Annotated in this window: 18 protein-coding genes; 11 read left to right on the plus strand and 7 right to left on the minus strand. The window is 56.3% G+C overall.

Annotated elements, in window-relative coordinates; all coding sequences use genetic code 11:
• The first annotated feature begins 86 nt into the window (after positions 1-86).
• Positions 87-1,352: a hypothetical protein gene (locus ACTG39_RS04270; protein WP_439106289.1), complete on the plus strand. Its 1,266-nt coding sequence runs from the start codon at positions 87-89 to the stop codon at positions 1,350-1,352.
• Between the two features lie 67 nt (positions 1,353-1,419).
• Here ACTG39_RS04270 and parC read toward each other — a convergent pair whose 3' ends face one another.
• On the minus strand, positions 1,420-3,669 hold the full coding sequence (gene parC, locus ACTG39_RS04275) for a DNA topoisomerase IV subunit A (RefSeq protein ID WP_439106290.1): 2,250 nt from the start codon (positions 3,667-3,669) through the stop codon (positions 1,420-1,422).
• Between the two features lie 78 nt (positions 3,670-3,747).
• The gene (locus tag ACTG39_RS04280) at positions 3,748-4,581 is read right to left on the minus strand and encodes a cyclic nucleotide-binding domain-containing protein (RefSeq protein WP_439106291.1); all 834 of its coding nucleotides are present in this window, start codon (positions 4,579-4,581) and stop codon (positions 3,748-3,750) included.
• Positions 4,582-4,731: 150 nt separating this feature from the next.
• Here ACTG39_RS04280 and ACTG39_RS04285 point away from each other — a divergent pair, with 150 nt between their 5' ends.
• Positions 4,732-5,202 (plus strand): GNAT family N-acetyltransferase, encoded by a 471-nt coding sequence (locus tag ACTG39_RS04285; RefSeq protein ID WP_439106292.1) that lies wholly within the window; start codon positions 4,732-4,734, stop codon positions 5,200-5,202.
• A gap of 24 nt (positions 5,203-5,226) precedes the next feature.
• On the opposite strand, the gene dtd is transcribed toward ACTG39_RS04285, so the two are convergent.
• Together dtd and typA are read right to left on the minus strand one after the other, a co-directional pair.
• Positions 5,227-5,667 (minus strand): D-aminoacyl-tRNA deacylase, encoded by a 441-nt coding sequence (dtd, locus tag ACTG39_RS04290; RefSeq protein WP_439106293.1) that lies wholly within the window; start codon positions 5,665-5,667, stop codon positions 5,227-5,229.
• A gap of 5 nt (positions 5,668-5,672) precedes the next feature.
• Positions 5,673-7,484: a translational GTPase TypA gene (typA, locus tag ACTG39_RS04295; RefSeq protein WP_439106294.1), complete on the minus strand. Its 1,812-nt coding sequence runs from the start codon at positions 7,482-7,484 to the stop codon at positions 5,673-5,675.
• Between the two features lie 374 nt (positions 7,485-7,858).
• Here typA and glnA point away from each other — a divergent pair, with 374 nt between their 5' ends.
• From glnA to trmL, 5 genes are all read left to right on the plus strand, one after another.
• Positions 7,859-9,265: a glutamate--ammonia ligase gene (glnA, locus tag ACTG39_RS04300; protein WP_439106295.1), complete on the plus strand. Its 1,407-nt coding sequence runs from the start codon at positions 7,859-7,861 to the stop codon at positions 9,263-9,265.
• A gap of 98 nt (positions 9,266-9,363) precedes the next feature.
• A complete protein-coding gene (locus ACTG39_RS04305; RefSeq protein WP_439106296.1) occupies positions 9,364-9,915 on the plus strand; it encodes a hypothetical protein in 552 nt (183 codons plus the stop codon).
• A gap of 233 nt (positions 9,916-10,148) precedes the next feature.
• Positions 10,149-11,195 carry a nitrogen regulation protein NR(II) gene (gene glnL, locus ACTG39_RS04310; RefSeq protein WP_439106297.1) on the plus strand — a complete coding sequence of 349 codons (1,047 nt, stop codon included), beginning with the start codon at positions 10,149-10,151 and terminating at the stop codon, positions 11,193-11,195.
• 1 nt (position 11,196) lies between these two features.
• Positions 11,197-12,615 carry a nitrogen regulation protein NR(I) gene (ntrC, locus tag ACTG39_RS04315; protein ID WP_439106298.1) on the plus strand — a complete coding sequence of 473 codons (1,419 nt, stop codon included), beginning with the start codon at positions 11,197-11,199 and terminating at the stop codon, positions 12,613-12,615.
• A gap of 3 nt (positions 12,616-12,618) precedes the next feature.
• Positions 12,619-13,083 (plus strand): tRNA (uridine(34)/cytosine(34)/5-carboxymethylaminomethyluridine(34)-2'-O)-methyltransferase TrmL, encoded by a 465-nt coding sequence (trmL, locus tag ACTG39_RS04320; protein WP_439106299.1) that lies wholly within the window; start codon positions 12,619-12,621, stop codon positions 13,081-13,083.
• A 31-nt stretch (positions 13,084-13,114) separates the two neighbouring features.
• On the opposite strand, the gene secB is transcribed toward trmL, so the two are convergent.
• From secB to ACTG39_RS04335, 3 genes are read right to left on the minus strand one after another with little or no spacing between them, the layout of a single operon-like run.
• Positions 13,115-13,609, minus strand: a complete 495-nt coding sequence (gene secB / locus ACTG39_RS04325; RefSeq protein ID WP_439106300.1) for a protein-export chaperone SecB — start codon at positions 13,607-13,609, stop codon at positions 13,115-13,117.
• A gap of 52 nt (positions 13,610-13,661) precedes the next feature.
• Positions 13,662-13,931, minus strand: a complete 270-nt coding sequence (gene grxC / locus ACTG39_RS04330) for a glutaredoxin 3 (RefSeq protein WP_439106301.1) — start codon at positions 13,929-13,931, stop codon at positions 13,662-13,664.
• A gap of 11 nt (positions 13,932-13,942) precedes the next feature.
• Positions 13,943-14,359 (minus strand): rhodanese-like domain-containing protein, encoded by a 417-nt coding sequence (locus ACTG39_RS04335; RefSeq protein WP_439106302.1) that lies wholly within the window; start codon positions 14,357-14,359, stop codon positions 13,943-13,945.
• A gap of 192 nt (positions 14,360-14,551) precedes the next feature.
• On the opposite strand from ACTG39_RS04335, the gene gpmI reads away from it, so the two are divergent.
• From gpmI to ACTG39_RS04355, 4 genes are all read left to right on the plus strand, one after another.
• Positions 14,552-16,105, plus strand: coding sequence for a 2,3-bisphosphoglycerate-independent phosphoglycerate mutase (gene gpmI, locus ACTG39_RS04340; RefSeq protein ID WP_439106303.1), 1,554 nt, complete (start codon positions 14,552-14,554; stop codon positions 16,103-16,105).
• Positions 16,106-16,114: 9 nt separating this feature from the next.
• On the plus strand, positions 16,115-17,314 hold the full coding sequence (locus tag ACTG39_RS04345; RefSeq protein WP_439106304.1) for a murein hydrolase activator EnvC family protein: 1,200 nt from the start codon (positions 16,115-16,117) through the stop codon (positions 17,312-17,314).
• Between the two features lie 98 nt (positions 17,315-17,412).
• Positions 17,413-18,774: a S41 family peptidase gene (locus ACTG39_RS04350; RefSeq protein WP_439106305.1), complete on the plus strand. Its 1,362-nt coding sequence runs from the start codon at positions 17,413-17,415 to the stop codon at positions 18,772-18,774.
• A 51-nt stretch (positions 18,775-18,825) separates the two neighbouring features.
• Positions 18,826-19,806 carry an alpha/beta hydrolase gene (locus ACTG39_RS04355; protein ID WP_439106306.1) on the plus strand — a complete coding sequence of 327 codons (981 nt, stop codon included), beginning with the start codon at positions 18,826-18,828 and terminating at the stop codon, positions 19,804-19,806.
• Positions 19,807-19,808: the final 2 nt, after the last annotated feature.

Raw genomic sequence — 19,808 nt, forward strand, 5'->3', positions numbered from 1 at the left:
AAGTCTAACTCAGCACCGTAACACCATGACGTCGTGGCTTGCCCCCGCTTATACTTTGACACACCACAGTGCAAACGAACGAATCCATGCAGCGATTTAAAGACCTCAGCCTTAGTTCACAGCTGCCCATACTGGCAGCCGGCTGCACACTCATTGTGGGTCTATGCTTACTGTGGCTCGCCGGCACCTCCAGCGAATACTTGCAGAATGAACGCGAGCGACTGTATGGCGAATCCCTTGCGCAACAGGTATCGGCCACTGTTCGCGAGGCTTTACAGCGCGGCGACCTTCTTAGCGCCCGGGCGTCACTCCAGCGATTCGTGGACAGCTCTCTCGCTGGCGGTATCACCATCCGCGATGTCGAAGGCATGGCGATGGGCACTGCAGGCATTGTCAGCGGCCCAAATCTCACGCAGTACAGTGCGCCTATACGCATTGCAGACGGCATTGCGGGAGAAGTGCTGGTTGCGGTTGACAGCAGCGCAGGACAGGAGAGCCGCTGGCGATTCCTGTTTTCTCTATTAGCCCTGGCCGCTGCCTTAAGCCTCTTGGTGTTCATGACAACGCGATTTTTTGCCCAGCGCCTGGCGACATCACTAGACGCTATAAACACGCGACTCGCACTGCCCGAAACCGTCGATGGAGATTTGGAAAATGAAATCTCAAGACTTCAGCGTAGCGTAGAAGCCCTTCCTCTGGAGATGCTCCGGGGTCACGCCCCGGTACCAGCGGCAGCAACGGAGTTTCAACAGGTGTCAATTCTCTTTGTCCATCTGGCGAGCCTGGCACGCTATGTAGACACGCTGGGGGAGTCCAATCTTCATCGTTACACTCGCAGGCTTCAACAAATCGTGCAGGCAGCCGCTCAGTGCTACCGGGGAAACCTCATCGTTGTGCGACCTTTCGGTGTCATTATTAGCTTTAGCCCGCAGACCAACGCCGGCAGCGAAGCGCTGCGAGCGGCCAGCTGTGCGCGGCTTATCGCGTCGATTGCATTGGGCCTGACCGAACGCACTAACCTGTCCCTGGAACTTGCCATGGCTCTTGGGCAATGCGAAGAGGGTATGGATCAGTCGAGCGACATTTACCCCCAGCTACATCTTCAGGGCACCATTGACGAGCTGCGGGACGCCTGTCTGCACCATAAGCGATACCCGGTGATTCTTCTGGCTGAGAGCGCTTTTACCGATGAGCAACTTAACGCCGCGGCGCAGCTCGCTAAGGATGGGAAGGAAGACGCCCTAAGCCGCGAACTCCTGACGCTGGCAGAGGAACAGGAAAGCCTCATTGCACATCAGGCGCAGATGATTGTTGAGCGGATTAAACCTTTGAACCCCGCGGACAAGGCTTAGAGGTGCATCAGAGTTCGACGCGCTTTACGTAGCTCTCAACGCTGCTCTCTGCTCTTTAGTCCGCTCTTTAGTCTGCTACGTCCATTCTTTCCACGCGCTGAAAACCCCGGGGTAACTTGTTGCCGCGACGTCCACGCTCCCCGTGATAGTGATCCAGCTCTGAACGCTTGAGTGTCAAGTGACGCTTCCCGGCCCACACGGTCAAACCATCGTCGTCCTTGAGCACCGCCGTCGCAATCACGAACTCCTCTCTATCTCGGGCTCTGGGCCCGGGAATAGCTATGATTTTGTTGCCTTTTCCGCGGGCCAAACTTGGCAGGTCCGCCAAGGGAAAAACCAGTAGCCGACCCTCGTTGCTGACCGCCGCCACCCATTGCGCGCCCTCCACAATGGGCACCGGACTGACCACTTGTGCGCCGGCAGGCAGGCTCAAAGCCGCCTTCCCTGCTCGATTCTTGGTTTGCAGCTCACCCAGAGTCGTGACAAAACCATAGCCCGCATCGGATGCCAACAGGCAACGCTGATCGTTGTCGCCCATCATAAGACCGTCGAAACCGGCGCCTGAGGGCGGATTGATACGCCCGGTCAGAGGCTCACCCTGCCCCCGGGCGGACGGCAAATTGTGCGTCGCCAGCGTGTAAGCGCGACCCGTCGAGTCAAGAATCACCGCGGGTTGGTTACTACGCCCTCGCGCTGCAAGTTTGAAGCTATCCCCGGATTTGTAGCTGAGTGTCTCGGGGTCCATATCATGACCCTTCGCGGCTCGAATCCAACCCTTCTCAGAGAGCACAACGGTGATGGGGTCCGCGGTCATGAGCTCCAGCTCACTGAAGGCCCGGGCTTCCTCGCGGCTTGCCAGCGGCGAGCGCCGGTCATCGCCATACTTCTCAGCAATCGCCGCAAGCTCTTTTTTGATCAGCGTCTTGAGGCGCGCCTCGGAACCCAGGGTTTTCTCAAGCCAGTCGCGCTCTTTCTCAAGCTCGTCCTGCTCTCCACGAATTTTCATCTCTTCGAGCTTGGCAAGATTTCGTAACTTCAGCTCTAGAATGGCTTCCGCCTGCATATCCGATAGCTCAAAACGCTGCATCAGCGCCGGCTTGGGATGCTCTTCGGTGCGGATGATATGAATCACCTCATCGATATTCAGATAGGCTGCGAGATAGCCTTCCAGAATGTGCAAACGACGCTGCACCCGTTCCAGCCGGTAGTCCAAACGCCGGCGCACAGTCTCCCGGCGAAACTTGAGCCACTGCTTCAAAATGCCATCCAGGCTGCGCACCCCGGGACGACCATCGATACCAATCATGTTGAGATTGACGCGGTAGGTGCGCTCCAGATCCGTAGTCGCAAAGAGGTGACTCATGAGCCCCTCGCGATCGATACGATTTGAGCGTGGCACGATGACCAGGCGAGTCGGATTTTCATGATCCGATTCATCACGAAGATCGGCAACCATCGGCAGTTTCTTGGCCTGCATCTGCTGCGCGATCTGCTCAAGTACTCGTGAGCCAGAGGCTTGATGAGGGAGTGCGTGGACGACGATATCGCCATGCTCAAGCTCCCAGACAGCGCGCATGCGAATGCCCCCGCGGCCCGTGGCATAGATTTGAGCGATATCCTCGGGCGGTGTGATGATCTCCGCTTCCGTAGGGTAGTCCGGGCCCTGAACAATCTCGCAGAGCTCCCCAAGACTGGTCTTTGGCGCATCCAATAAAGTAATCGCCGCTGTCACTACTTCACGGAGATTGTGTGGCGGAATGTCTGTCGCCATACCCACGGCAATTCCCGTGGTCCCGTTGAGCAGTATGTTGGGGACCTGCGCGGGCAGCAGCGACGGCTCATCCATGGTGCCATCAAAATTGGGGGTCCAGTCTACGGTGCCCTGCCCCAGCTCGCCCAACAACACATCCGCGTAGGCGGTGAGACGTGATTCGGTGTAGCGCATCGCGGCGAAGGATTTGGGATCGTCCGGTGATCCCCAGTTGCCCTGCCCATCGACCAGTGGATAGCGATAGCTGAAGTTCTGCGCCATAAGAACCATGGCCTCGTAAGCCGCGCTATCACCATGGGGATGAAACTTACCAATCACGTCGCCCACGGTTCGCGCGGACTTTTTAAACTTGGCGTTCGCTTTTAAGCCCAGCTCACTCATAGCGTAGACAATGCGTCGCTGTACGGGCTTGAGCCCATCACCGATGTGCGGCAGCGCACGGTCCAGAATTACGTACATGGAATAGTCGAGGTACGCTTTCTCGGCGTACTGCTTTAACGATATGCCCTCGACGCCATCGTCATCGATGGTATTGCTTTCAGTCATTTATGGGTCTCTCAGAAGGTGCTGGCAACACCATGCCATCACGAAGGAATTCGCGGCCGTTTGTACAATCTGTGCAGGTCAGGCTTCGTCGCCTCCCTGGGTATCTGAATTACTTCCAACTCGCTGCTGTACGACTTGCTCGTTCAGACTGACAATGGAATTTGCCATATCCGTTAGCAGCGCTTGAATCGTCGCCGGGTTGCTCTTGATGAGCTCTGTAAACTGACTCGTGGGCACCTTCACTACACTGCAGCGGCTTCGCGCTCGCACTGTGGCGCTGCGATCAGCGTGCGTGAGTGCCGCCATGGCGCCGAAAATTTCTCCCGGGCTGATAATGCCCACGGGCACACCGTCCACCATAACGTCCGCCAGGCCGGACGTGAGATTAAAAACAAATTGAGCACGTTCGCCCTGAGTGATGATGACCTCACCAGGTTCATACAATGCAAAACCGGGCGTCGTAACCACATCAACTTGCGTATGCATGGCAGTCAGACGAAGCAGCATCCCGCTGTAGGTGACCAGGAGCCGGGTCCAGAGCTTGGTCATGCTGGGACGGGCAAATACCTGCTGCATAAACTCCAAAGCGCTGAAGCTGTTGAGGCTGGCGCCTGCCTCACTGCCATAGAACACGGCCGCATCGGGATCCCGACTACCGGTGACATCGGGGAGGAGAATATCCCCCTCCTCGAGGAGATAAACCGCACGATCCGAGTAACGGACTGTCACCGTTCCGCTGGCGACAAGATAGAACTTAGCCGGATCAAAACCGCGGAAGTTACCGCTGAGGGTCGGAGCCACCTCCACGCGAATCGGCAGGAGCTCAATGTCAGCCAAAAGCGCCTGCACTAACCCCCGGTACTGCTGGTTCAGCAGCTTAAAATCATCAGGTAATTCAACGCTTGCTAGCATGATGGGTTAGGGTGCTATCTCCTGGGAGCGCATTGCTTAGCGCTAATCGTAAGATGATAACAATTTCTCCACCCAGCGAGAACAACTGAAGTAGCGAGATTCCAGGCAACTCGCTAGCATGTTCACCTCTTTTACTATCAGGCAAACAGGATGCTCGATGAATCCGGCTGGTCCTGCCAGCCCTTCTCCGCCCTCTCCGGCAGCGATGTCTACGACATACTGCAGCTTCGCTCGGCAGTCTTTGTAGTTGAGCAGGATTGCGTGTATCTGGACCCCGATGGCCTGGATAGCGCAGCGTGGCATTGGTCTTACCGCGAAGCCGGTCGACTGCTGGCCTATCAACGCTGCCTGCCTCCGGGCACTCCCTACGAGGAGGTGAGTTCCATGGGCAGAATCATCGTAGACCCCTCACAACGAGGGAAAGATCTGGGCAGAGAGTTGGTGCGCAGAGGTGTCAATTTTAATCTCGCCAGCTGGCCCGAAAGCCCCATTCTCATCGGTGCCCAGGCCCAACTTCAACGATTCTATGAATCCCTGGGTTTTGTGGTGTGCTCTGAGCCCTATTTGGAAGACGGTATCCCGCACATCCACATGCAACACCCGAGTACCGGTCAGACCTAAAATCTTGCAGGAACACGCTCAGGCTTAAGACGCACTCAACAAAAAAGTCACCGGACCGTCGTTAATCAGGCTTACCTGCATATCGGCGCCAAAGCGCCCTCCGGCCACTGATGGGTAAACACTCTGTAGATGGCTATACAGCTTCTGGAACAAAGGCTCTGCTTCGACCGGCGGCATCGCAGTAGAGAACCCTGGGCGCAAGCCTCGCGTCGTATCAGCCGCCAGTGTGAATTGCGATATCAGTAGCAGACCACCGGACACATCGCGAAGACTGCGGTTCATGCGACCCTGATCATCGGCAAAGACCCGATAACTCAGCGCACGCTCGAGAAGCTTCTCGCCCAGGGCTTTGCTATCCCCCGGCTCCAGACCCAGGAAGACCAGCAGGCCAGCATCAATGCTTCCCACCACCTCATCATCGATGGATACCGACGCGCTCTGCACGCGCTGCAGCAAGGCGCGCACGGGGGCTAGCTTCGCGCGGCGCGCTTACGTTCGTGCTCCAGCAGGAGCTTCTTACGCAGGCGGATGCTCTCCGGCGTTACCTCAACCAGTTCATCGTCCTCGATAAACTCCAGGGCCTGCTCGAGGGTATGTCGTGTGGGAGGCGTCATGACCAAGGCCTCGTCCGTACCCGACGCACGCACGTTGGTAAGCTGTTTGGCCTTGGTAGGATTAACCGTCAGATCATTGCCACGACTGTGCAATCCGATGATCTGTCCTTCGTATACCTCGATATTCGGATCAACAAACAAACGCCCACGATCCTGCAGATTAAAGAGGCCGTAAGCGAGAGTCTTTCCCTTGACCATAGAAACGAGCACACCATTGTTTCGATGACTGATCGGCGCGTCTTTCACCGGCCCGTAGTGATCGAAAATATGCGTGAGCGTGCCGCTGCCCGATGTCAGCGTCAGAAACAGCGATCGAAAACCAATAAGTCCACGGGCCGGCACGATGAACTCCAGTCGGGTCCAGCCTTTTCCATCAGGGCTCATGTTCTTAAGCTCAGCGCGACGGGCACCCAGCTCTTCCATCAGCGCGCCCTGATGCTGGTCCTCGCAATCGATGACCAACTCCTCGAAGGGCTCATGGATCACGCCATCAACTTCCTTACGGATAACTTCCGGACGGGACACGCCCAGTTCAAAGCCTTCGCGACGCATAGTCTCGATAAGTACAGAAAGGTGCAGCTCTCCGCGACCCGACACCTTGAACTTGTCGGGGCTATCACCGGGCTCAACGCGCAGGGCTACGTTGTGAATCAACTCCCTTTCGAGGCGCTCTGCAATATTTCTGGAGGTAACGTACTTTCCTTCCTTGCCCGCAAAAGGCGAATCATTGACCTGAAAGGTCATGCTCACCGTGGGCTCGTCAACGCTCAAAGGAGGCAGAGCATCGGGGTTCGCGGGATCACAAAGCGTGTCAGAAATATTCAGTTCTTCGATACCCGTCACGCAGACGATATCGCCAGCAGAGGCTTCATTGGTATCAATACGCTCAAGGCCCATGTAGCCCATGACCTTCAGGACACGACCGTTACGCCGTCCGCCTTCGCGATCAATCACCGCCACCTGGGTATTGGGTCGCAACACGCCCCGGGTAATACGACCCACCCCGATCACGCCGACATAACTGTTGTAATCCAAAGCACTCACTTGCAGCTGCAGCGGTCCATCGACATCAACGTCGGGAGCAGGCACGTGCTCAAGAATAGTTTCGAACAATGGCGTCATATCGGTCGCCATGTCCTCGTGATCCAACCCCGAAATACCCTCTAGAGCCGATGCATAGATGATCGGGAAATCCAGCTGCTCTTCACTAGCGCCAAGGGCATCAAAAAGATCGAACACCTGATCTACCACCCAGTCAGGCCGAGCACCGGGCCGGTCAACCTTGTTAATCACCACGATGGGTTGCAGTCCCTGCGCAAAAGCTTTGGAGGTTACGAAGCGCGTCTGGGGCATGGGGCCATCAACCGCGTCGACCAGCAAGAGCACAGAGTCGACCATGGAAAGCACTCGCTCCACTTCGCCACCAAAATCGGCGTGGCCCGGGGTGTCCACGATGTTGATGCGGTGGTCGCCGTAGGTAATGGCCGTGTTCTTCGCCAGGATGGTAATGCCACGCTCTCGCTCCTGGTCGTTGGAGTCCATGATGCGCTCGGCGTCCGCATTGCGACGATCGAGGGTTCCGGACTGCCGAAGGAGGCAGTCGACCAGGGTGGTCTTGCCATGGTCTACGTGGGCAATAATGGCGATGTTGCGAAGCTTTTCGATCACAGCGATAGTCCGGCCCCGGCGCAGTCAGCGTTATCCGGCAGCTCTTTAAAAGGGTTGGGGGTTAAAAAAGGCCGCGATTATAGCGGCGGATTGCGAGCCTGCACAGCGGCGCGAGGCGGCACAATGCACACACTGCGAGAGTCTTATTCAATAATTGCGCTAAATTGGTGCGTATCAGCACCAAAAGGCCGCATTTCGTCACAGGGAGCGCTCACCACTGCGTAAAACCTTTTAGTTATCAATCGTTTGTAAAAGGCACCGTCGTGGCACAGGTCTTGCTGTTTCCTAACGCACTTTTACTGTTAAGGTGCATGTCCCCGGGAGGTATTTTCCCGGCGTGATTAGCACCAACTTTCCCAACTGGAGGACCCATAATGTCAGAGAAGACTCTGAACCTGATTAAAGAAAGCGAAGCCGGTTGGGTAGACCTGCGCTTCACAGATACCCGCGGCAAGGAGCAGCACGTCTCTATCCCGTCCAGCGAAGTCGACGAAGACTTTTTTGACGGCGGCAAGATGTTTGATGGCTCCTCCATCGCCGGCTGGAAAGGCATTAATGAGTCAGACATGATCCTCATGCCCGACGATAACAGCAGCGTGCTGGACCCCTTTACCGACGATACAACCGTTATCTTACGTTGCGACATTGTTGAGCCTATGACCATGCAAGGCTACGAGCGTGACCCCCGCTCTGTTGCACATCGCGCTGAGGAATACCTCAAGTCTACAGGCATTGGCGATACCGCTTACTTTGGTCCCGAGCCCGAATTCTTCGTCTTCGACGACGTTAAGTGGCATGCGGACATGTCGGGTGCCGGCTACTCTATCAATTCAGAAGAAGCTGCCTGGGCATCGAACCACAGCTTTGACGATGGCAACATTGGTCACCGCCCGGGCGTTAAAGGCGGCTACTTCCCGGTGCCTCCGGTCGATTCACTGCACGACATCCGTGCAGCGATGTGTGCTGCCATGGAGCAGATGGGACTTCCTATCGAGGTTCACCACCACGAAGTGGGTACCGCGGGCCAGTGTGAGATCGGCGTAAAGTTCAACACCCTGATCGAGAAGGCTGACGAAGTACAGATTCTCAAGTACTGCGTGCACAACGTAGCCCATGCCTACGGCAAGACCGCAACCTTTATGCCGAAGCCTTTGGTCGGTGACAACGGTTCCGGCATGCACGTACACCAGTCCATCAGCAAAGACGGCGAGAACGTTTTTGCCGGCGACGGATACGCTGGCCTGTCTGAGACCGCGCTGTATTACATCGGCGGTATCATCAAGCACGCCCGCGCCCTGAACGCGTTCACTAATGCCTCTACCAACAGCTACAAGCGACTGGTTCCTGGCTTCGAAGCACCTGTAATGCTGGCCTACTCAGCGCGTAACCGCTCTGCGTCTATTCGTATTCCCTACGAGCCGAGCCCCAAAGGCAAGCGCGTAGAGGTTCGCTTCCCGGATCCAACGGCAAACCCATACCTGTCATTCGCAGCAATGCTCATGGCTGGCTTGGACGGCATTCAGAACAAGATTCACCCTGGCGATGCTGCGGACAAGGACCTCTATGACCTACCTGCTGAAGAAGCACTCGCGATCCCAACCGTTGCATCCAGCCTCACCATGGCACTGGAAGCGCTGGACGCCGATCGTGAGTTCCTCACGGCGGGCGGCGTATTCACCGACGATATGATCGACGGTTACATCGCCCTTAAGTCTGAAGAAGTTGAGACACTCGACATGACAACTCACCCTGTTGAGTTTGATATGTACTACTCAGTCTGATCTGCCCAAGGGCAGCAGCACAGGAGCCCGCTCATTGAGCGGGCTTTTTTTTGCCCATTGATCTGCTACGGTAAGCTCAGACTCTATGGAGAGCTGCCATGATCCGTTACAGAAAAGCCATTCTTGTTGCCATGACCCTGACCCTGGTGGCTCCCGCAAGCTACGGCTGGGGCCAGGTGTACAAAGTGATCGATAGCGAGAATGGAGTGGTATTCACCGATACCCCTCCGACTATGGGAAACAGCACTGACAAGACTGTTGAGAAAGTTGAGCTCAATGAAATCAACACCGCCGCTCCGGTAGAATCCCGCCAGCCAGCAAGCTCAACAGCGAGGTCAGAATCTGAGCCGGAGGTCGAGACTGCAGTGACAATTGTCTCGCCAGCCAACGAAAGTACCATTGCCATGGGTCCGGGCAACTTTACTGTCAGCGCCTCCGCAAGCCCCGCTTTAGGTCGCGGTGAAGGACTCGTACTCCTCATAGATGGAGTAGAGCAGGGCCAGGCGCAGTCTTCAGGAAGCTGGTTCGTCGAAGGCGCTCTGCGCGGCCCCCACGACCTGATGGTGCGGCGCACTACGTCCCAGGGAAAGATCGTTGCCACCTCCGAGAGCGTGCGTATCTACGTCCTGCGACCAGGTATTGGCCGCTAGTTCATCAATAGCCTTCTCTTGCACCGTATTGGTGCATATGTTCAATTAGGGTCGCCTGCTCGGCTTTAACCGCTTATTCATCGCGCACAAACAATCAGTAAGTGTGTACTTACTTACTTAAAAAGCTCTAAATCCCTAACTCCGAAGCGCGACTCGACAAAAGCACGGACATGGCTCCATTTTTGCTTCATTATTAAGCACTGTGGTCCAACTTGGTCGCGTAACAGCTTCAAATGCTGCAACAAGACATCATCGATAGCATCAATAGCGGCATCATCGGATTGGATGCCGACTATCGTGTGCGCCTGATAAACCCCGCCGCCGAATCATTGCTCCAGTTGTCTGAGGCGCGCATTCTCGGAATCATGATCTGCGAACTCGAAACCCCCGATGTGCCGTGGCGGGCGACGCTAGACCAGGCGGCAGAAGAAGGTCGCGCTATCGTGCGGCGAGGCCTCCCTCTGGACACTGGCGACGGCAAACCCATTTTCGCCGATATCGTCGTCTCCCCCATGCGCGAGATTGCAAACCTGGCCTATCTCATTGAGCTGCAACCCGTGGATCGTCTCCTGCGCATCAGCCGCGAAGAAAATATCGTGAGTGCCCAGGAAACAACACAGGCTGTAGTTCGCGGTCTTGCTCACGAGATCAAGAACCCTTTAGGCGGCATTCGCGGCGCTGCTCAGCTACTGGAGCGCGAGCTGCCCGAAGGCTCACTCCAGGAATACACGGGCATCATCATCCAGGAAGCAGACAGACTGAGAGACTTGGTTGACCGCCTCCTCGGTCCCAACAAGCAACCTGCTTTAACGTCGTTAAATGTGCACGAAGTTCTGGAGCACGTGTTACAGCTGGCAGTGGTCGAAGCGGGCGAGCGAATGGCCATTCAGCGCGATTACGACCCCAGCCTCCCCGCGATCAACGGTGACCGCGGCCTGCTGATACAGGCCTTGCTGAACATCGTCGGAAACGCACTTCAGGCAACAGAGAATCAACCCCAGTGTGCTCTGACGCTTCGCAGTCGCTCGCAGCGGCAGTTCACCATTGGCGAGAAGCGTCATCGCCTTGTGTGTCAAGTAGACATCATCGATAACGGTCCGGGCATCCCTCAAGAACTGAGCGAAACACTGTTTATCCCCATGGTAAGCGGGCGGCCCGAGGGAACCGGTCTGGGCCTCTCCATATCCCAATCTATCGTTAGCCGCCATGGAGGCTTGTTAACTTGCGAAAGCCGCCCCGGGGAAACCTGTTTCACCATCTATCTACCTATGGACAATTAACATGCAAAATTCCCGCTCGGTATGGATCGTCGACGACGACCAATCCATACGCTGGGTCCTCGAAAAGGCCCTGTCCCAGGCGGATATCGCCCGCGAGTGTTTCGCAGATGCGGAATCAATGCTCCAGCGCCTGGAGGACGACCAGCCGGACGTGGTGATAAGCGATATCCGCATGCCCGGCATGGACGGTCTTGACCTGCTTAAGAGCATACGTGAGCACCACCCCGATCTGCCGGTAATCATCACCACAGCACACTCCGATCTGGACAGTGCAGTGGCTTCTTATCAGCAAGGTGCCTTTGAGTACTTGCCCAAGCCCTTTGATATCGACGAGGTTGTAGCGGTAACGGAGCGGGCCTTAGCGCAAGCTCGAGAACTGGGGCGACAACCTGCAAAAACTGGCTCCAGCAAGAACGAGACACCCGAAATTATTGGCGAAGCGCCGGCAATGCAGGAGGTATTCCGGGCGATTGGTCGTCTCGCGCACAGCAATATCACTGTGCTGATCAATGGTGAATCCGGTACCGGCAAAGAACTCGTGGCTCAGGCGCTACATCGGCATAGCCCGCGAGCAAATGCGCCCTTTATCGCGCTCAACATGGCGGCAATTCCCCGGGACCTCATGGAATCAGAGCTCTTTGGACATGAAAAAGGCGCGTTTACCGGTGCTAACACCCGCCGGGAGGGTCGCTTTGAACAGGCCAACGGAGGAACACTGTTTCTCGATGAAATCGGTGACATGCCTGCAGAGACTCAAACCCGGCTGCTGCGCGTCCTCGCAGATGGCGAGTTCTATCGTGTAGGCGGTCATACCTCCCAGCGCACTGATGTACGAATCATTGCCGCGACACACCAGGACCTTGAGGGGCTGGTGCGCAAAGGCGATTTTCGTGAGGACCTTTTCCATCGCCTGAACGTGATTCGCATCCACATCCCAAAACTATCCGAACGTCAGGAAGACATACCGCGTTTAATGGAGTTCTTTTTCGATAAAGCCGCAAGAGAACTCGGTGGCGAACCTAAAATTCTTCTGCCAGAGACGCAGCAGTTCCTGAGCTCACTGAGTTGGCCCGGAAACGTTCGTCAGCTGGAAAACACCTGCCGATGGCTAACCGTCATGGCATCGGGGCGTGAGATTCACTTGTCTGATCTACCGCCGGAACTCGGCCGAAACAGCGAAGAGGCAGCGGGAGAGCAGGAGATGCAATGGCAGGAACTGCTCTGCCAGTGGGCGCGCACGGAACTGGTCAGCGGCAAGCAACACATTCTTCGCGACGCGATGCCGGCGTTCGAAAAAGCCCTTATTGAAGTGGCCCTTGCGCATACCCGAGGTCGCAAGCGCGACGCGGCTGAGCTCCTGGGTTGGGGAAGAAACACCCTGACACGGAAAATGAAAGAACTAGGTAGCGAAGATATCTGAGCCATGCTCCAAGTAGCGCTCTACGAACCGGAGATACCCCCCAACACGGGTAACATCATGCGCCTGTGCGTAAACACGGGCTGCCCTTTGCACCTGATCAAGCCTCTGGGGTTTACCCTGGATGACAAGCAACTGCGACGTGCGGGTCTTGATTATCGTGAGTTCGCCAAAGTGCAGGTGCACGACAGTCTCGAAGCGATGATTAGCTCACTGGACGAGCCACGCATATGGACTCTCAGCACGCGGGGAACGCGGAACTACACGGAAGCAAATTATCGCGATGGAGACGTACTGCTTTTCGGACCAGAAACGCGCGGGCTGCCAGCAGCGACCTTAGACGACCTGGGCGTCCATCGTTGCCTGAGAGTGCCTATGTTTCCGGATAGTCGAAGCTTGAACCTGAGCAATACGGCCGCTCTGGTGCTGTATGAGGGGCTGCGCCAGCAGGGCTTCCCGGGCATGGCCTAAGCCGCACTCAGGAAGCCGCATCACAGGTAACTTAGTTAGCCGCTGGCTCTTCAGCAGCCGCTTGCTGCTGGGCTTGCTGAGCCAAAGCCTGCTCAAACAAGGCATCAAAGCTAACGGGTGACAACATGAGTGCCGGGAATCCACCCTTCACTACCAGGTTATCAATAGTCTCACGAGCGTAAGGGAACAGGATGTTTGGCGCTGCAGTACCCAGTACGCGACGAAGCTGATCCGGCTCAAAGCCCGTAATAAAGAAGATTCCAGCCTGCTGAACCTCTACCAGAAACGCCGTGTCCTCTTCCATTTTTGAAGTCACAGTGATGGTAAGTACAACCTCAAAGTTGCCTTCTTCGTCGATGGCATTGCTGCGCGTATTGAGGTCGACATTGACCTTGGGCTGCCACTGCTTCTTGAAGATTTCCGGGGTAGCGGGGGACTCAAAAGACAGGTCCTTGTTGTAAATACGCTGCAATACAAACTGCTGCTGCGCCGGTTCCTGGGTTGCTGCTGCCTGTTCTTCAGCCATTGCTCATACTCCTATCAGTAAGAAAATTAAAAATTTTATCGCGAATATTGTGCTAATCGTTTGCTGTCGCGCTCAAAAGACCATCGAGAAGTCCACGCTGCTCAAGAGCCGCAAGATCGGTGTATCCCCCTACGTGGCTCTCTCCGATCCATATCTGCGGAACTGTACGTTGCCCCGCGCGTTGGCTCATTTGCTGTCGCAGCTCCGGATCACCATCCACAGGTATATCGCGGTAAGAAACACCTTTGGCGTCGAGCAAGCGCTTTGCGGCCACGCAATAGGGGCAAAATCGAGTGCTGTAGAGGGTAACTTCGGAGCTCATGTCGGGGCGGTCTACTTGTTAACCGTGGGCAGTTGCAAGCTTGACCACTCCATCATGCCCCCCGCCATCTTATAAACCTGGTTGAAGCCCGCTGCGCGCAGTTGCTTTCCTGCTGTCGCTGCCTGTTGGCCCATTTTGCACACCAACACCACGGGCTTGTCCTTGTAGGAATCAAGCTCTGCGCTGCGTTCCTGCAGTTTGGTCATGGGTATATGAACTGCCTCGACGATGTGTCCCTGCTTAAACGCGGCAGCATCTCGCAGGTCCACAAACACGCCGTCCTCGCGATTCACCACGTTAATGGCCTGCTGAGGACTCAGTGCAGGGCCGGACTTGCGTCCCTCGTGCGCGACAAGCATCGCTATCGTGGCCGCCAGTGCGGCCATAAGTATCCATTGCTGCGCTGCAAATTCTAAGAAGAGTTCCATGATCCCGTAGGTATACCGACAAGGCCCGAAGACCGAAAAGGTCGGGGAGTATACAGTTTGACCGTAGGCGGCTCCACCCCGAAAAATGCGCCTTTGGCCGACAATCGGTAGAATCGCAATAGTAGGGGACAGGGCCAGCCGGCTCACCCTGTCTGCACTTCTCATTGATTCAGCAAACCGAGTGACCCGAGCATGCAAGAACAGCTAAAAACCCCGACAGTTTTGATCATTCTCGACGGCTGGGGCTATCGCGAAGATACCCGGGATAACGCGATCGCCAACGCAGACACCCCCACCTGGGATCGCCTGTGGAGCACAGCGCCCCACACCTTGATATCGGCGTCCGGGCTGGATGTGGGTTTACCCGAAGGACAGTTTGGCAACTCGGAAGTCGGGCATATGAGCCTGGGTTCGGGTCGGGTGCTGTATCAGAGCATTTCGCGCATTGACAAGGCAATCAGCGATGGCAGCTTCAACCGCAACTCAGCCTACTGTGATGCTATTGACGGAGCTATCGCTGCAGACGGCGCTGTTCACGTCATGGGCCTATTGTCTCCCGGTGGCGTGCACAGTCACGAACGACAAATTTTGGCGGCACTGCGCCTCGCCGCAGAGCGAGGCGCGGCGAAGGTCTATTTGCATGCCTTTCTGGACGGCCGCGATACGCCGCCGCGCAGCGCCGAGGCGTCATTGCTTGCGGCGCAAACCTGTCTGGAGGATCTCGGTGTTGGCCGAATCGCTACTGTTACCGGCCGCTACTACGCTATGGATCGTGATCAGCGCTGGGAGCGAGTAGAGCCAGCGTATCGCCTGTTAACGCAGGGAGAGAGTGACAATGTCGCCAATACGGCGGTCGAGGCCTTGCACGCTGCCTATGGCCGGGACGAGAACGACGAGTTTGTTGCTCCTACGCGCATCGGCGAGGCCGCCCCCATCAGTGATGGCGATGCCGTCCTGTTTATGAACTTTCGCGCTGATCGCGCCCGAGAACTGGCGCAAACATTCGTCGATGACGACTTTAGCGGCTTTACTCGGGTACAACGACCCAAGCTTTCGGGTTTTGTGATGACTACCGAGTACGCTGCGGGGATGCCCGCTGCCTGCGCGTTCCCCCCGAGCAAACTCAGCAACGTGTTAGGAGCCTGGGTGGCGGACAAAGGCCTCTCACAACTGCGTATTGCTGAAACAGAGAAGTATGCTCACGTCACATTCTTCTTTAGCGGCGGTCGCGAAGAGGAGTTTGAGCATGAAACCCGCATTCTCGTGGCCTCGCCGGATGTCGCGACTTACGACCTGCAACCCGCCATGAGTGCCCCCGAAGTCACTGACAAACTCGTGGAAGCTATTTGCTCTCGCGAGTACGACCTTATCGTTTGCAACTACGCCAACGGCGACATGGTCGGCCATACAGGGAGTTACACCGCTGCAATGCAGGCCGTGGAGGTGTTGGATAGCTGTCTTGCACGTGTCAAGAACGCACTTCAGGAGGTTAACGGACAAGCTTTGGTAACTGCCGACCACGGTAATTGTGAGCAGATGCAGGACTACGATTCCGGACAGCTGCATACCCAGCACACGACGGAGCACGTGCCTTTGATCTATATGGGCGACACCGCACTCACGCTCAACCCCGAGGGTGGCATTTTGGCTGATATCGCGCCCACGCTCCTCACTCTCATGGCCCTTGATCAGCCCGAAGAAATGAGTGGCCGCAGCTTGATTACGTCCACCAATGAGGAGTCTTGATCGCTGCCTGTGAGCTACAAAGCGTCAGCACGGCAAATAGCCCGGAGACTTCTCGGCGGGCTCACGGTCGCGTTGCTGCTCGTGGCTGTTGCTATAGAAGCTCCCCAGCTAAAGGCTCAAAGTGCATCTGGTGCAGACGCCAAGGAAACTCGAGAGCGGCTGGCACAGCTCGAGAGAGACATCGCAAAAATCACCGCAGCGCAGGCCAAGCGGGAGAAACAGCGGAACTCGCTACAGGCCGAACTGCGAACTAGCGAAACCGCTTTAGGTCGTCTGCAAGAGCAACAAAAAGCCACGCGCTCAGCCATCCGCAATAATCAGAACGAAATCTCTCGGCTCGGCGCCGAAGAAAGCCAACTTCAGAATGACTCTGAGGCTCAGCGCGATGCCGTGGCCGCAGAGATCCGCGAAGCCTACAAGGGAGGAGGCAATGACCAACTCAAGCTTCTACTCACGGAGGAGGATCCCCAGCTCCTAGCCCGCATGCTTGCTTACTACCGCTACATTCTCGCGGCACGGAGCGAACTTCTTGATGGTTATAGAGCCACCCTAAGCTCGCTGATAGAGCTGCGCCAAGAGCTGGAAACGCGGGAGAGCCAATTGGAGGAGCAGCGCGCGGCTCTGGACAAACAACAACGGGAGCTCGAAAAACAGCGCCAGGGTCGACAAGTGCTGCTCACAGAGATCAACACCTCGCTCAAAAGCGACGCGGCGCAGCTCGCCGCCCGAGAGCAAGACCGTGAGCAACTGGAAAATCTGCTTACAGAGATCGACGCCGCCCTTGCGCAACTTATCCCGGAAGACGATGTCGAACCTTTTAGTGCCGCCAAGGGCAGCATGAACTGGCCTGTGCAGGGCCGCAGGACCAATCGCTTTGGCGGTCCGAGAAACCAGGGAAAAATGCGCTGGCAAGGGGTTCGTCTGAAGGCCGAGGCGGGCAGCACCGTGGCTGCTATTCATCATGGCCGCGTTGTCTATGCGGACTGGCTCCGGGGCTCAGGACTACTTCTGGTGATTGATCACGGTGAGGGCTATCTGAGCCTTTACGCACACAACGAAAGCCTTCTTCGCGAAGTTGGCGACTGGGTTAACGCAGGGGCTCCGGTATCTACCGTAGGTGATAGTGGGGGACAGAGCGAGCCTGGGCTGTACTTCGAGATTCGAAAAGATGGCAAGCCTACGGACCCTCAGGGATGGTGCCGAGGTTAGATGAAGATAGACCACCTGCGGATTAGGCTACACTGAGGTTGCAAAACTACTGTATGCAAACCGTGAATACGTTACGAAGACACTTTATGGACACCACCATGAGCACAGACAATAGCGCCGGTAGAGCGGCAAAAGCACGCCGAATTCTTACCGCCGCCGTCGCGGGCTTTTTACTGAGCAACGCGCCAGGCACGTTCGCACAAGAGGACACAGACGCCACGGCGTTGCCTCTGGATGAACTACGCACCTTTGCTGACGTGTTCAATCAGATTCGAGTCGGTTACGTCGAAGAAGTCGACGACAGCACCCTGCTGGAATACGCCATCAAAGGCATGCTCAGCGGTCTCGATCCCCACTCCGTATATCTTGAGCGAGACGCCTATGAAGATCTGCAAACCTCCACAAGTGGCGAATTTTCCGGTCTGGGCCTCGAAGTGGGTATGGAAAACGGTTTTCTGAAAGTCATCTCACCTATTGATGGATCCCCCGCTACCGATGCCGGCATCCAATCGGGGGATGTCATCCTCAAGTTGGACGGCACCGCTATTCGCGGGATGAGCCTGAACAAAGCTGTCGAGAAAATGCGCGGCCCAAAGGGAAGTGAGATCGTGGTATCCATCGGTCGTCCCGGCGAGCAGGAGCCTTTTGACGTCACTCTCGTTAGGGACACTATTCGCGTGGCGAGCGTGCGCGAGCGATGGCTCGAGCCTGGCTTTGGGTATTTGCGTATTTCACAGTTTCAGCAAAAGACCGGCGACGACGTAAAAACCTCCATCGAAAAGCTCATGGCAGAACAGCCTCTTAAAGGCCTGGTCCTTGATCTTCGGAACAACCCCGGCGGCGTCCTTGGCGCCAGTGTCGACGTGGCTGGATTGTTTATGGACAGCGGCAATGTGGTCTACACCGAGGGCCGTCTGAATAACGCAGCGCAGAACTACGGCGCCGCTGCTGGCGATATTACCGACGGTACACCGTTGGTTATTCTTATTAATCGTGGCTCTGCCAGCGCCTCGGAGATCGTCGCCGGGGCACTTCAGGATCACGCTCGAGCCGTCGTCATGGGTACCCAGAGTTTTGGTAAAGGCTCGGTCCAGACGGTCTTGCCAATTTCGGAATCCCGCGCTGTAAAACTCACAACGGCGCGCTACTTCACACCCAACGGCCGATCCATTCAGGCTGAGGGGATTAAGCCGGACATTGTTGTGGAGCGGGCCAAGGTAGAAACCTTTGACGAGTCCGGCAGGGTTAGCGAAAAGGATCTTGCAGGACACCTGGACAACACCAGCGCTCAGGAGGCTGTCGAGGCGGAAGCCAGCAAGGGCCTCATCTCCCGGGACAACCAGCTGTATGAAGCGCTGATCCTGCTAAAAGGAATCAACATCATTAATCCTCGAATGCCCACAAGTTTGCCTGAGGGGCAGCAAACCGCTTCTGTTGACGATGACGGCATCGAACCCTGATCACAGAGACCATCAAGCCTGCCAACTCAAAGTCACGTTGATCACAAGGTAATGACCGGCAAAAAGATGATCCTAAGCCTACTAGGCATAACGGCTGTCGCTATTGTTCTGGGTGGATTGGCGACCAAGCCGGCTCGCTTGCCCGCTGAGCCGCCTACCGCAGTAATTCCTGACGCCATTGAAGATTATCTCCGCAAGCAGGAAGCCAGCGCTGACGCGAGCTTTGGCATAACGGACGGTGCTGAGAAGCGAATCCTGTGGGCTGGTCAGCCGGGGACGCGCAGTGAGTACGTGCTGGTATACCTGCACGGATTTTCTGCAACTCGTCAGGAAATTGCGCCCGTGCCCGAGCTTGTAGCGCAGTCGCTGGGTGCGAACCTGTTTGAAACACGTCTCGCAGGCCATGGCCGTAAGCAGCAACAACTCGCGGATATCGATGCTGAGGACTGGCTGGATGACGGCGCGGAAGCGCTCGCTATCGCAAAGGCTCTCGGTGACAAAATCATCCTTATGGGGACATCCACTGGCGCCACAGTCGCTCTGGCTATGGCCAGGCATCCGGACTTTTCATTAGTCGATAGTCTGGTTTTGGTATCGCCTAACTTTGGACCTGCCGGAGGAGGCTCGGGAATCACCACGGGACCCTACGGACCTCAGCTCGCACGATTAATCCTGGGAGAGCGGCGATCCTGGGTCGCGGCAAACCCGCTGCAGGAAAAATACTGGTCAACGGATTACCCCACGGCATCCATCGTAGAATTGATGCGTCTGGTCAATCTTGCTGTGGAGCTGACTCCTGAAGCTGCCAGCCCCAAATCGATGCTGATTTACTCGCCTCAGGATGACGTCGTGTCAGTCAGCAAATTGCTCGCAGGCTTTGAGCAACTACCTGCAGATCAGAAGAAAATCCATAAAGTGGAGAATCCTGAGAGCCTCAGCCCTCACGTACTGACTGGCGATATCCTGGCGCCGGGCACCAGCGAGGAGTCTGCCAAGCTCATTAGTGCATTCATCGCGGGCTCCGGGAGCTAGCT

Source organism: Congregibacter sp. (genome assembly GCF_965662665.1).
Taxonomy (GTDB): Bacteria; Pseudomonadota; Gammaproteobacteria; order Pseudomonadales; family Halieaceae; genus Congregibacter.

What these genes read in the sequence shown, in the direction of transcription:
- ACTG39_RS04305 (WP_439106296.1), top strand. Translation starts at nt 9,364, where the DNA reads ATGATCCGTTACAGAAAAGCCATTCTTGTTGCCATGACCCTGACCCTG.
- grxC (WP_439106301.1), bottom strand. Translation starts at nt 13,931, where the DNA reads ATGAGCTCCGAAGTTACCCTCTACAGCACTCGATTTTGCCCCTATTGC.
- ACTG39_RS04285 (WP_439106292.1), top strand. Translation starts at nt 4,732, where the DNA reads ATGCTCGATGAATCCGGCTGGTCCTGCCAGCCCTTCTCCGCCCTCTCC.
- ACTG39_RS04350 (WP_439106305.1), top strand. Translation starts at nt 17,413, where the DNA reads ATGAGCACAGACAATAGCGCCGGTAGAGCGGCAAAAGCACGCCGAATT.
- parC (WP_439106290.1), bottom strand. Translation starts at nt 3,669, where the DNA reads ATGACTGAAAGCAATACCATCGATGACGATGGCGTCGAGGGCATATCG.
- trmL (WP_439106299.1), top strand. Translation starts at nt 12,619, where the DNA reads ATGCTCCAAGTAGCGCTCTACGAACCGGAGATACCCCCCAACACGGGT.
- ntrC (WP_439106298.1), top strand. Translation starts at nt 11,197, where the DNA reads ATGCAAAATTCCCGCTCGGTATGGATCGTCGACGACGACCAATCCATA.
- ACTG39_RS04335 (WP_439106302.1), bottom strand. Translation starts at nt 14,359, where the DNA reads ATGGAACTCTTCTTAGAATTTGCAGCGCAGCAATGGATACTTATGGCC.
- glnL (WP_439106297.1), top strand. Translation starts at nt 10,149, where the DNA reads ATGCTGCAACAAGACATCATCGATAGCATCAATAGCGGCATCATCGGA.
- ACTG39_RS04280 (WP_439106291.1), bottom strand. Translation starts at nt 4,581, where the DNA reads ATGCTAGCAAGCGTTGAATTACCTGATGATTTTAAGCTGCTGAACCAG.
- secB (WP_439106300.1), bottom strand. Translation starts at nt 13,609, where the DNA reads ATGGCTGAAGAACAGGCAGCAGCAACCCAGGAACCGGCGCAGCAGCAG.
- ACTG39_RS04355 (WP_439106306.1), top strand. Translation starts at nt 18,826, where the DNA reads ATGACCGGCAAAAAGATGATCCTAAGCCTACTAGGCATAACGGCTGTC.
- glnA (WP_439106295.1), top strand. Translation starts at nt 7,859, where the DNA reads ATGTCAGAGAAGACTCTGAACCTGATTAAAGAAAGCGAAGCCGGTTGG.
- gpmI (WP_439106303.1), top strand. Translation starts at nt 14,552, where the DNA reads ATGCAAGAACAGCTAAAAACCCCGACAGTTTTGATCATTCTCGACGGC.
- ACTG39_RS04270 (WP_439106289.1), top strand. Translation starts at nt 87, where the DNA reads ATGCAGCGATTTAAAGACCTCAGCCTTAGTTCACAGCTGCCCATACTG.